This window comes from Arthrobacter sp. efr-133-TYG-118, from assembly GCF_030209755.1.
Taxonomy (GTDB): domain Bacteria; phylum Actinomycetota; class Actinomycetes; order Actinomycetales; family Micrococcaceae; genus Arthrobacter.
The window spans coordinates 91541-102069 of the sequence record NZ_JARVRH010000006.1 but is presented as its reverse complement, the minus strand read 5'-3'; the positions used below and the strand labels follow the sequence as shown (position 1 = coordinate 102069).

Annotated in this window: 12 protein-coding genes; 1 reads left to right on the top strand and 11 read right to left on the bottom strand. The window is 64.6% G+C overall.

The window, feature by feature from the left end; genetic code table 11:
* Positions 1–123 precede the first annotated feature (123 nt).
* From lgt to hisI, 8 genes are all read right to left on the bottom strand, one after another.
* Positions 124–1341, bottom strand: coding sequence for a prolipoprotein diacylglyceryl transferase (lgt, locus tag QRN59_RS05575; protein WP_284981508.1), 1218 nt, complete (start codon positions 1339–1341; stop codon positions 124–126).
* Between the two features lie 19 nt (positions 1342–1360).
* Complete coding sequence (trpA, locus tag QRN59_RS05570; protein WP_284981507.1) at positions 1361–2173, bottom strand: tryptophan synthase subunit alpha; 813 nt, start codon at positions 2171–2173, stop codon at positions 1361–1363.
* A complete protein-coding gene (gene trpB, locus QRN59_RS05565; RefSeq protein ID WP_284981506.1) occupies positions 2173–3555 on the bottom strand; it encodes a tryptophan synthase subunit beta in 1383 nt (460 codons plus the stop codon). The genes trpA and trpB overlap by 1 nt, the downstream gene beginning before the upstream one ends.
* A gap of 108 nt (positions 3556–3663) precedes the next feature.
* Entirely contained in the window at positions 3664–4482 is an 819-nt protein-coding gene (gene trpC, locus QRN59_RS05560; RefSeq protein ID WP_284981505.1) for an indole-3-glycerol phosphate synthase TrpC, read from the bottom strand.
* 2 nt (positions 4483–4484) lie between these two features.
* Entirely contained in the window at positions 4485–4757 is a 273-nt protein-coding gene (locus QRN59_RS05555; protein WP_234750247.1) for an HGxxPAAW family protein, read from the bottom strand.
* A gap of 89 nt (positions 4758–4846) precedes the next feature.
* Entirely contained in the window at positions 4847–5377 is a 531-nt protein-coding gene (locus QRN59_RS05550; protein ID WP_502871030.1) for a Trp biosynthesis-associated membrane protein, read from the bottom strand.
* A 71-nt stretch (positions 5378–5448) separates the two neighbouring features.
* A complete protein-coding gene (locus QRN59_RS05545) occupies positions 5449–7029 on the bottom strand; it encodes an anthranilate synthase component I (protein WP_284981503.1) in 1581 nt (526 codons plus the stop codon).
* A gap of 55 nt (positions 7030–7084) precedes the next feature.
* Entirely contained in the window at positions 7085–7513 is a 429-nt protein-coding gene (gene hisI / locus QRN59_RS05540; protein ID WP_284981502.1) for a phosphoribosyl-AMP cyclohydrolase, read from the bottom strand.
* 89 nt (positions 7514–7602) lie between these two features.
* On the opposite strand from hisI, the gene QRN59_RS05535 reads away from it, so the two are divergent.
* A complete protein-coding gene (locus tag QRN59_RS05535; protein ID WP_184739179.1) occupies positions 7603–8247 on the top strand; it encodes a TIGR03085 family metal-binding protein in 645 nt (214 codons plus the stop codon).
* A gap of 84 nt (positions 8248–8331) precedes the next feature.
* Here QRN59_RS05535 and hisF read toward each other — a convergent pair whose 3' ends face one another.
* The 3 genes from hisF to QRN59_RS05520 all read right to left on the bottom strand — a co-directional run bounded on the left by hisF (position 8332) and on the right by QRN59_RS05520 (position 10433).
* Entirely contained in the window at positions 8332–9108 is a 777-nt protein-coding gene (hisF, locus tag QRN59_RS05530; protein ID WP_236817181.1) for an imidazole glycerol phosphate synthase subunit HisF, read from the bottom strand.
* A gap of 33 nt (positions 9109–9141) precedes the next feature.
* Positions 9142–10002: an ATP phosphoribosyltransferase gene (gene hisG, locus QRN59_RS05525; RefSeq protein ID WP_284981501.1), complete on the bottom strand. Its 861-nt coding sequence runs from the start codon at positions 10000–10002 to the stop codon at positions 9142–9144.
* A gap of 167 nt (positions 10003–10169) precedes the next feature.
* The gene (locus QRN59_RS05520; RefSeq protein ID WP_078105460.1) at positions 10170–10433 is read right to left on the bottom strand and encodes a phosphoribosyl-ATP diphosphatase; all 264 of its coding nucleotides are present in this window, start codon (positions 10431–10433) and stop codon (positions 10170–10172) included.
* Positions 10434–10529: the final 96 nt, after the last annotated feature.

Sequence of the window (10529 nt, the reverse complement as noted above, 5' to 3'; positions counted from 1 at the left end):
ATGTCCCTGACCCAAGCTTGACCGCGGAGCCTCTGTGTGCTGCCGGGCGACTGCCAAGGTGCCACGACGCTGTGGCCGGGGGCCTCTGGGCGGTAGCCCGGTTCCCCTGTGCCGTAGCGCTGGCTACTTGGTGCTGCCAGCTTCCGGCCCGGATCCGGGGGCGCTGCTGGCGGTGGTTTCGGTGGACGCGGAGCCCGAATCCGACGTGACGCCGGCATGTGACTCCTCGGCCATTTCCGTAGGCTCAGCAGTATGGCCCAGATCGCTTTGGTTATTCCGGAGATTACCATGCGCACCGGTATCTGAGACAGATCCGTCCGTATCATGGGCCTTCGTATCGGTCACAATTGTGCTGTTCGTCTCAGGAGCGGTCGTCTCATCGTCCCGGGCACTTGAGTCAGCCGTGGCGGCGTCATCCTCTCCGGCGGTCACCGCGGCCGGTTCCCTACCGGGAAGGTACGCGGTGTCCGGCTCCGGCCTGCCGCGCAGGCTCAGGACGAGGAAGATGATGAGCGCTGCGACGAAGACGAAGATGCTGGTCCATACGTTGAGACGCGTGGTGATGCCGAAGAGGTTGATCTGTTCGGCATCGTCGATCCGCAACGCTTCGATCCAGACGCGGCCAAGCGTGTAGTAGATGGCGTACAGCCAGAAGAGCCTGCCGCGGCGGAAATGGAAGCGGCGGTCCAGGACCAGGAGGACCACGACGCCGATGATGTTCCAGAGGGATTCGTAAAGGAACGTCGGGTGGAACAGGGTGTCACTCGGCATTCCGGCCGGAAAATTGGGGCTGTTCGGGTCTATCTGAAGGCCCCATGGCAAGGTGGTGGGTCCGCCGAAGAGTTCCTGGTTGAACCAGTTGCCCCAACGCCCGATCGCTTGCGCCAGCAGGAGCCCGGGGGCCGCGGCGTCGAGGAAGGCGGTCAGCTTGACGCCGGAACGGCGGCAGCCGAGCCAGGCACCGACAACGCCGAGAACCACGGCACCCCAGATGCCCAGGCCGCCCCGCCAGATCTGCGGGATCAGGGAGAGGTCGCCGGTGCCGTTGAAGCCCGGGCCGAAGTACGCGTCCGGCGAGGAGATGACGTGGTAGAGGCGGCCGCCCACAATGCCGAAGGGGATCGCCCAGATGGCGATGTCCCACAGGCTGCCTTCGGGGGTGCCGCGGCGCTTCCAGCGCACGGCGGTGAGCCACAGGCCCAGGATGATGCCGAGAAGAATGCACAGGGCGTACGCATGGATACGGAGAGTCCCCCACGGCAGCGGAATATCAAATCCGGACCATGAGGGGCTCGGAATGCTCATGGGAGCCATTGCCGCGACGTGGAGGAGACTCTGCATTGTCTACGCTTTTCCTTTTCTAGGCCTGCGCTGTTGCACGGCCAAGGCCGGCGCTGAGGTTCTTGGTGAGTTGCGCGACGGCGTCAACGCCGCCGTCCCGGATGGCCGCGACCAACGCGGTACCGACGATCACGCCGTCGGCGTATGCCGCAATCTCGCGGACGTGGTCTGCGTTGGAGACTCCGAGCCCGACGCAGACCCGCTCGGCACCGGCCGCATGGGTGTCGGCGACAAGCTTTTCCGCGCTGCTGCTGACAGACTGCCGCGTTCCGGTCACGCCCATGATGGAGACGGCGTAGACGAAGCCGCGGCTCGCCTCCACTGTCATGGCCAGGCGTTCCGGGGTAGACGACGGTGCCACGAGGAAGACCCGGTCGAGTCCGTATTTGTCCGATGCCGCGAACCATTCGGCAGCCTCGTCCGGAATGAGGTCCGGCGTGATGAGTCCGGCTCCCCCGGCCTCCGCCAGCCTGCGTGAGAACTCGTCGACGCCCATGCGCATTACCGGGTTCCAGTAGGTCATGACCAGCACGGCGGCGTCGGTGGCTGCCGTGATGCCCGCTACTACGTCGAAGACGCTGGCGACGCGGAAACCGTTGGCGATGGCCTCTGTGGTCGCGGCCTGGATGACAGCGCCGTCCATGACGGGGTCCGAGTACGGGATGCCGATTTCAATAAGGTCCGCGCCGTTGCGCGCCATGGCAATGCCGGCGTCGATGCTTGACTGAACGTCCGGGTAGCCTGCCGGCAGGTATCCGATCAGCGCGGCCCGGCCTTGCGCCTTCGCGCGGTCGATCGCGGCCGCGGACTTGCTGGTCATCTGCTCAGTCATCAGTTCTGGTCCTCGCTTGCTTCTTCAATGCTGATCTCAAGGTTGCTGCGTTCGGACGGGCCTTTGGGTTTGCGCGTGGAGAGGGTAGTGCCCTTGACGTTGCCGTCTTCATCCAACATGTCGAACCACGCGGCGGCCGTTTCCACGTCCTTGTCACCGCGCCCGGACAGGTTCACGATGATGACCGTGTCGGCCGGGTTTTCCTTGCCTTCGGTGAGGAGTTTGCCCACTTTGATGGCACCGGCGAGGGCGTGCGAGGACTCGATGGCGGGGATGATGCCTTCCGTCCGGCAGAGCAGGCGGAACGCGTCCATGGCTTCGGTGTCCGTGATGGGCTCGTACGTGACGCGGCCGATGTCCGCGAGGTAGGAGTGCTCCGGACCGACGCTCGGGTAGTCGAGGCCTGCGGAAATCGAGTGGGACTCGATGGTCTGGCCGTCTTCGTCCTGCATGAGGTAGGAGCGGGCACCGTGCAGCACGCCGGGGCGTCCGAGGGTGATGGCGGCGGCGTGGCGTCCTGTTTCGACCCCGTCGCCGCCGGCTTCGAAGCCGTAGATCTTCACGGAGGCGTCGTCCAGGAAGCTGTGGAAGATGCCGATGGCATTGGAACCGCCGCCGATGCAGGCACAGACGGCGTCTGGAAGTTTGCCGGTCTGCTCCAGGATCTGGGCGCGGGCTTCCTCCCCGATGACCTCGTGGAAGAAACGCACCATCGCCGGGAACGGGTGCGCACCCGCCGCGGTGCCCAGCAGGTAGTGGGTGGTGTCCACATTGGAAACCCAGTCGCGGAGGGCGTCGTTGATGGCGTCCTTAAGCGTTTGCGATCCGTTGGTCACGGGAACCACTGTGGCGCCCAGGAGCTGCATGCGGGCCACGTTGAGTGCCTGGCGGCGGCAATCTTCGGCGCCCATGTAGACGACGCATTCCAGTCCGAGCAACGCAGCAGCGGTGGCGCTGGCAACGCCGTGCTGTCCGGCGCCGGTCTCGGCGATGACACGGGTCTTGCCCATGCGCTTCGCAAGCAAAGCCTGGCCGAGGACGTTGTTGATCTTGTGGGATCCGGTGTGGTTCAGGTCTTCGCGCTTGAGGAAGATGCGCGCGCCGCCGGCGTGCTGAGAGAAACGCTTGGCCTCCGTGAGCAGCGACGGACGGCCCGAGTAGTTCTTGTTCAGGTCCTTCAGCTGGGCAAGGAACTCAGGGTCGGCCTTGGCTTTCTCGAACGTGTCCTCGACTTCATCCAGGGCGGCGATGAGGGACTCGGGCATCCAGCGTCCGCCGTAGGAGCCGAAGTACGGCCCGGCGGCGTTGCGGAGCGAGGCTCCACCTTGTAGGAATGCGTCGGCCACATTCTCCTGCGAGTTGGCTGTTGATGCGTCCACCATCAGTCTCACCGTCCTGTTCAGTTGGTAGTTGGGTTTTTCCAGGGCCGCAGGACAGCTACCAGCCGCGTTGTCTGCTGCTGTCCGGGTCCACGCCGCGAATCAGGCCTGTCAGGTCCTGACGGCAATGGCGGCAGCTCCGGCCGCCTTGAATTCACTGATCCGCTCGCGCGGGGTGGAGTCGCTCACAAGGGCTTCGCCCACGAGGATTGCGTGGGCACCGTTCCCCGCATAGTGCGCGACGTCGTCGGCGTTCCGCACACCGGACTCGGCCACGACAACCGCTCCCGCTGGAATGTCTCCAGCGAGCGAGGCAAACAGGGAGCGGTCGACGTCGAGCGTCTTGAGGTTGCGGACGTTCACCCCGATGATCCGCGCCTGGGCCGCGGCCGCACGCTCGATTTCCTCGGGGGTGTGGGTTTCCACCAGGACGTTCATGCCGAGCTCGTGGCTCAACGCGCTGAATTCACGCAACTGTGCATCTGAAAGCGCGGCGACGATCAGCAGGATGAGGTCCGCACCATGGGCACGGGCTTCCCAGATCTGGTACTCGTCAACCGTGAAGTCCTTGCGCAGCAACGGAATGTCGACGGCGGCCCGCACCGCGTCCAGGTCCGCCAGGGACCCGTTGAAGCGCCGCTGTTCGGTGAGGACGCTGATCACGGAGGCGCCGCCGTCGGCGTATTGCACTGCCAGGGCGGCAGGGTCGACGATGCTCGCGAGATCGCCCTTGGAGGGGCTGCGACGCTTGATTTCCGCGATGACCTTCAGTTCGTCGCGGCTGGCTGACGGACCGCCCAAGGCAGCCCAGGCGTCCAGCGGAGGCGCAGCGGCCGCGGCCTGCTCTTTCAGCTCGTCAAGGCCGACAAGGCGGCGGCGAGCCTCCATGTCCTCCCTGACACCGACGATGATGTCATCAAGAACGGTCACAGTCAGTGGCCGACGTTCTTCAGCTTGCTGCCGTCGACGCCGTAGCCGGCCTTGCGCATGGCCCAGCCGGCAATCAGGCCGGCCACCATCACGACGATGCCGGCGATGAAGATGGGGGTGCTGGCGATAACAAAGGCGATGGAGGACACCAGTGCCCCTACCAGCATGACAATCACGCAGGTCCACGCGGCCGGGCTGTTGCCGTGGCCGATGGCGTCGCTGTGGCTGGCAGCGGTCACAGGGGCCTTGCTCGCGGACACTGTGGTTTTGCTCATGTGAAAATCTCCTCAGGATGAATACTGCTTACATTCTGCCATTTATTGACCGCGCCCGGGACATCGTCCGGCGTCCGGACAGCCGGGTCTTACGTGGGGTCTTCTCCGCGCGAGAGGCTGTCCCAGCTATCGATCTCGTCGACGGGTCCGGAACCCGCGAGGGCTGCCCGGCTGGCGACATCGTATTTGGTCCGCGCCTTCCAGTGCTGGCCCGCGAGCGGCAGCAGGCCACCGCACAAAGCCAGCAGACCCGCAGCGAGGACGGCGAGTACCGGGAACACTGTGGATGATGCAGCCGCTTGACCACCCGAGATGCCGGTGGTCGCCGCAATGGTTCCTTGCGCCGCACCGAGAGGGTCCGCCAGGACCGTCACCGCGGCAATGATGATGCCTGCCGAGGCAAGCACGATGATCGTCGCAATGATCCAGCGCGAAACCTTGCCCGCAATGGACGATGCCAGTCCCCCGGCAAGGGCGACGAGCGCGAGTGCGGTCACCGCAGTTGCGGCCTTGCTCCCCTGGACGTGGAGGTCGGCATTCGCCGCGGCAGCGGGATCGAGCCGGACGTTGATCCAGGTCTGGGTGGTGGTCCCGAAAACGGCGAGGGCAAGAATTGCCATGGCGAGCACGACGTTGCCCTTCCGCGCCCACACGGGAGGCTTTGTGGAGGCCGGCTGAGGGCGGGCAGCGTTCACGTGGCCGGGTTCCCGTCCACGACGGTATCCACGGAAACCGCGTCCGGGGAAATGTTGTGGAGCGATCCGGCGGTGTGCACGGCACGCAAAGGGGCGGCCGCCTTGTTCACGGTCTCGAGCGCTTCGGAAGGTTTGTGGGAATCGGCCACGATGCCGCCGCCGGCCTGGACATAGGCCCGGCCCTCACGCAACAGTGCCGACCGGATGGCGATCGCCATGTCCATATCGCCTGCGAAGTCCAGATAACCCACCACGCCGCCGTAGATGCCACGTCGGTGCGGTTCGAGTTCGTCCAGGAGCCGCAGTGCCCGCGGCTTGGGGGCACCGGACAGCGTGCCGGCAGGGAAGGTCGCCTTGAGCACGTCGTACGCCTTCGCTCCTGGCGCCAACTCTCCGACCACAGTGGACACGAGGTGCATGATGTGGCTGAAGCGTTCGACTTCCATGAACTGCGTGACGTCCACTGTTCCTGCCACGCAGACTTTGGACAGGTCGTTCCGGGACAAGTCGACGAGCATCAAGTGTTCGGCGCGTTCCTTCTGGTCCGCGAGCAACTCGGTGGCCAGGGCCTTGTCGGCTTCGACGGTCTTGCCGCGGGGCCGCGATCCGGCAATCGGATGGGTGATGACCTCATTGCCGGTGACCGTCACCAAGGCCTCCGGAGAGGAACCGACGATCGTGTATTCGCGGCCGTCGGGATCTTCGAGGCTGAAGAGGTACATGTACGGGCTCGGGTTGGTGTTGCGCAGCACGCGGTAAACATCCAGCGGGTCCGCGGCACACTCCATTTCGAAGCGCCGCGAAATGACCACTTGGAAGACCTCGCCGTCGACGATCGCTTCCTTGCCGCGATCGATCGCGTTGAGGTACTCCTGCTCATCCCAGCGTTCCTGGACACTGGACGCGAAGTCGAGGGCTTCGGACTGCAACACGGAGACAGGCTGCTTCACCGGTGTGCTGATCTGGTCCAGCAGTCGCTTCACCCGGGCGACGGCGTCATGCCAGGCTTCGTCGACCCGTTCGGAACTGTTGTCGAAATTGATGGCGTTGGCGATCAACAGGACGGTGCCGTCCATGTTGTCGTGGACAGCCATGTCCGTCACGAGGTTCAGGGCCAGTTCCGGCAGGTGGAGGTCATCCTCCGGGGGGCTGGTCAGCTTCTCCCAGTGCCGGACGGTTTCCCAACCGAGGAAGCCGACAAGTCCGGAGGTGAACGGAGGAAGGTCCGGGAAGCGGTCGGTTTGGAGGGCCGCAATGGTGTCGCGGACGGCGTCGACGGGGCTGCCGTCGACCGGCACGCCGACGGGAGGCTCGCCGATCCAGTGGGCCTGGCCGTCCTTGCTGGTCAGCGTGGCACGAGAACGGGAACCGATGAAGGAATAGCGTGACCATGCTCCGCCGACGGCTGCCGACTCCAGGAGGAAGGTGCCCGGCTGGCCCTGGGCCAGCTTGCGGTAGAGCCCGATGGGAGTCTCCGCGTCGGCCAGTACCCTGAGCCGGACCGGGATGACGCGGCTGTGTGCGGCGAGTTCGCGGAACTCCTCCAGGCCTGGGCTGATGATTCCAAGGTCCTGCATGGTTTGTGTTCTCCGCCTCTTCTTGTGGTTGCCTCAGTGGATGGTGTGTGGTGGGCTAGTCCCGCTCGCCTGTCACGGCGGCGAGGCTCCGGTCATCGAAGCATGTGCGTGTACCGGTGTGGCAGGCTGCGCCTACTTGGTCGACGCGGACCAGGAGAGCATCGCCGTCGCAATCCAGGGCCACCGATTTCACGAACTGGACGTGCCCGGAGGTGTCACCCTTGCGCCAGTATTCCTGGCGGGAACGGGAGAAGAACGTCACGCGCCCCGTGGTCAAGGTCCGGTGCAACGCCTCATCGTCCATCCAGCCGAGCATCAGCACTTCGTCGGTGTCGAATTGCTGGATGATCGCTGCCACCAGGCCGGCGGAATCGCGCTTCAGCGCGGCGGCCAGCTCTTGCGGGAGCGGACTTACGGGCACGACGGCGGGCTCCGCGGCAAAGGCGGCAGCGGGCGCGGCTGGGGGTATTGACTGCTCAGACATCAGATCAAGTCTAGTGCCTCATATGGAGCCGAAAATCAGCGGCGGTTCCACTGCGCAACAGAGCGCGTCTCGTGCTAGTTTCACAAGTGATGCATTTCGTCGATCCCTCCCGCGAAGTACTGGCCGAAACACTCCTGGCGGCCGGACCTGACTCCCCCACGCTCTGCGAAGGGTGGCTGACAAGGGACCTCGCTGCGCATTTGTACTTGCGGGAACGCAAAGCGGCCGTCGGCATCGGCTTGGTCATCAAGAGCCTCGCCCGGGCGTCGGACAAAGCGACGGCCAAACTGGCCTCCAAGCTCAAAACCACGGAAGATTACGCCGAGCTGGTGAATACCTTCCGCTCAGGGCCCCCCGCTTTGTCTCCCCTCAAGATCAAGGCCCTCGACGAGTCCTCCAACCTCATTGAATATTTCGTGCACACGGAAGACATCCGCCGGGCCGGAGACCGTTGGGCTCCACGGGCCCTGGACGAGGAATACTCGGACGCCCTATGGGACGAATTGATCAAACGCGCTGCCATTCTTTACCGCGGCGTGGATCTCGGGATCGTGTTGGTCCGCCCCACCGGTCCTCGCCATGTCGCCAAGCGGGCTCCCGTATCTGTCGCCATCGTGGGCGAACCCGGTGAACTCCTGATGCACGCCCACGGCCGCACGCATCACGCGCTGGTCACCTTCGAAGGCCAGCCGGACGCCGTCGCCCTCCTCCAGTCAGCCGAAGTCGGCCTCTGACCCGCCATTAAACCCCAACTGACTCGCAGTTGTTGTCGTTATGAGGGCTCAAAACGACGTTAACTGCGAGTCAGTTGGGACCAGCTAGCGGACCAGGAAACCCGCTTCGCGAATCGCTGCCTTGACCTGGGCGATCATGTCATCCGGGCCGAAGTGGAACACCGAGGCCGCCAGAACGGCGTCGGCACCTGCTTCCACTGCGGGCGGGAAATGCGCCGGTTCTCCAGCGCCCCCGGAGGCGATGATCGGGATGTGGACGGCCGCACGGACCAAGCGGATGAGTTCGAGGTCGAAGCCGTCCTTGGTGCCATCGGCGTCAATCGAATTCAGGAGGATCTCCCCCACACCGCGGTCCGCGGCTTCCTTGGCCCACGCAATGGCGTCGATTCCGGTTCCCTGGCGTCCGCCGTGGGTGGTCACCTCGAAGCCGGAAGCCGTGGGCTCGGAGCCGGGCCTCGTCCGTCGCGCGTCCACCGACAGGACCAGTACCTGGGATCCGAAGTGGCGGGTGATCTCGTCGATGACGTCCGGGCGTGCAACGGCGGCCGTGTTGATGGAGGCCTTGTCCGCGCCGAAACGCAGGAGCTTGTCCACTTCGGCCACGCCCCGGACGCCACCGCCGACGGTGAGCGGGATGAAGACTTCCTCAGCGGTGCGTCGAACGACGTCGAACGTGGTTTCCCGGTTGCCGGAAGACGCCGTGACATCAAGAAAGGTGAGCTCATCTGCCCCGGCGTTGTCATAGCGGTGCGCCAGCTCGACGGGGTCTCCGGCGTCGCGAAGACCCTCGAAATTGATGCCCTTCACCACACGGCCGGCGTCGACATCTAGGCACGGGATGACCCGTACTGCTACAGCCATTGCTACTCCTGGAATTGTCTCTCTTGGATGGCGTCAGATGCGGCAGGCGTGGATGCTGCTGACCAGGATGGCGCGGGCGCCGAGGTCGTACAGTTCATCCATGATCCGGTTGGTTTCCTTTTTAGGAACCATGGAACGGACCGCGACCCAATCGGAGTCGCGCAGCGGCGACACGGTGGGCGATTCGAGACCCGGAGTGAGGGTGGCGGCTTCTTCCACAAGATCCTTGCGGATGTCGTAGTCCATGAGGACGTACTGACGGGCGACGAGAACGCCCTGCAGGCGCCGGATCAGGACCTCGATCTCCTTCGCGGTACCGTTTGCGGCACCACCCTCGCCGGTGCGGCGGATCAGGACGGCCTCGGATTTGAGGATGGGCTCGCCGAAGATTTCCATTCCGGCAGCTTTGAGCGTATTTCCGGTTTCGACGACGTCGGCGATCGCGTCAGCGACACCGAGACGCACGGAAGACTCAACGGCGCCGTCGAGGCGGACGACCTTGGCTTTCACGCCCCGCTCGGCGAGGTAATCGCGCAGGAGGCCGTCGTAGCTCGTCGCGAGGCGCTTGCCTTCAAGCTGCTCGACGCTGGAGAAGTCACCGACAGGACCGGCGAAACGGAAAGTGGACGCGGCGAAACCAAGCGGAAGCAGCTCTTCTGCTTCGACCTGCGCGTCCAGCAGGAGGTCGCGGCCGGTGATGCCGACGTCGAGGGTTCCTTGGCCGACATACACCGCGATGTCGCGGGGGCGGAGGAAGAAGAACTCAATGTCGTTGTCGGGATCGACCATGACCAGTTCGCGGGTATCGCGGCGCTGGCGGTATCCCGCCTCGGACAGCATCGCGGAAGCGGCTTCGGACAAGGATCCCTTGTTGGGGACGGCTACTCGCAGCATTGGGGACTTTCTTGGGGAGTGGAAGGGGATGTTTCAGGCATTGTGCTCACGGCACTGTACTCAGAGGGGCCGCTCTCAGAGGGACTGTTCTCCGAGACGGCGCAGTGAGCGCGGGGGCCACGCGGGGCTCCGTCAGGACCTTTCAGGCCCGTGCGGAGCGGACGTGGCTAGAGATGCTTGTAAACGTCTTCCAGGCCCAGACCCTTGGCGAGCATCAGGACCTGCAGGTGGTAGAGCAACTGGGAGATTTCCTCGGCCGCGGCTTCATCGGATTCATACTCTGCCGCCATCCAGACTTCGGCGGCTTCCTCCACGACTTTCTTGCCGATGCCATGGATTCCGGAGTCCAATTCGGCGACGGTACGGGAGCCTGCCGGACGGGTCGCTGCCTTTTCGCTCAGTTCTGCGAACAGCGTCTCGAAATTCTTCACGCCCTACAGCCTACTTGCTCGGGGCCGATGACCGCCTGTCGGGTCATTGCATGACGGAAGGGATGTGAGCGAACGCACAATGTGCGCCGGCACGCC

What these genes read in the sequence shown, in the direction of transcription:
- lgt (WP_284981508.1), bottom strand. Translation starts at nt 1,341, where the DNA reads ATGCAGAGTCTCCTCCACGTCGCGGCAATGGCTCCCATGAGCATTCCG.
- trpA (WP_284981507.1), bottom strand. Translation starts at nt 2,173, where the DNA reads ATGACTGAGCAGATGACCAGCAAGTCCGCGGCCGCGATCGACCGCGCG.
- trpB (WP_284981506.1), bottom strand. Translation starts at nt 3,555, where the DNA reads ATGGTGGACGCATCAACAGCCAACTCGCAGGAGAATGTGGCCGACGCA.
- QRN59_RS05555 (WP_234750247.1), bottom strand. Translation starts at nt 4,757, where the DNA reads ATGAGCAAAACCACAGTGTCCGCGAGCAAGGCCCCTGTGACCGCTGCC.
- QRN59_RS05550 (WP_502871030.1), bottom strand. Translation starts at nt 5,377, where the DNA reads ATGGCAATTCTTGCCCTCGCCGTTTTCGGGACCACCACCCAGACCTGG.
- QRN59_RS05545 (WP_284981503.1), bottom strand. Translation starts at nt 7,029, where the DNA reads ATGCAGGACCTTGGAATCATCAGCCCAGGCCTGGAGGAGTTCCGCGAA.
- hisI (WP_284981502.1), bottom strand. Translation starts at nt 7,513, where the DNA reads ATGTCTGAGCAGTCAATACCCCCAGCCGCGCCCGCTGCCGCCTTTGCC.
- QRN59_RS05535 (WP_184739179.1), top strand. Translation starts at nt 7,603, where the DNA reads ATGCATTTCGTCGATCCCTCCCGCGAAGTACTGGCCGAAACACTCCTG.
- hisF (WP_236817181.1), bottom strand. Translation starts at nt 9,108, where the DNA reads ATGGCTGTAGCAGTACGGGTCATCCCGTGCCTAGATGTCGACGCCGGC.
- hisG (WP_284981501.1), bottom strand. Translation starts at nt 10,002, where the DNA reads ATGCTGCGAGTAGCCGTCCCCAACAAGGGATCCTTGTCCGAAGCCGCT.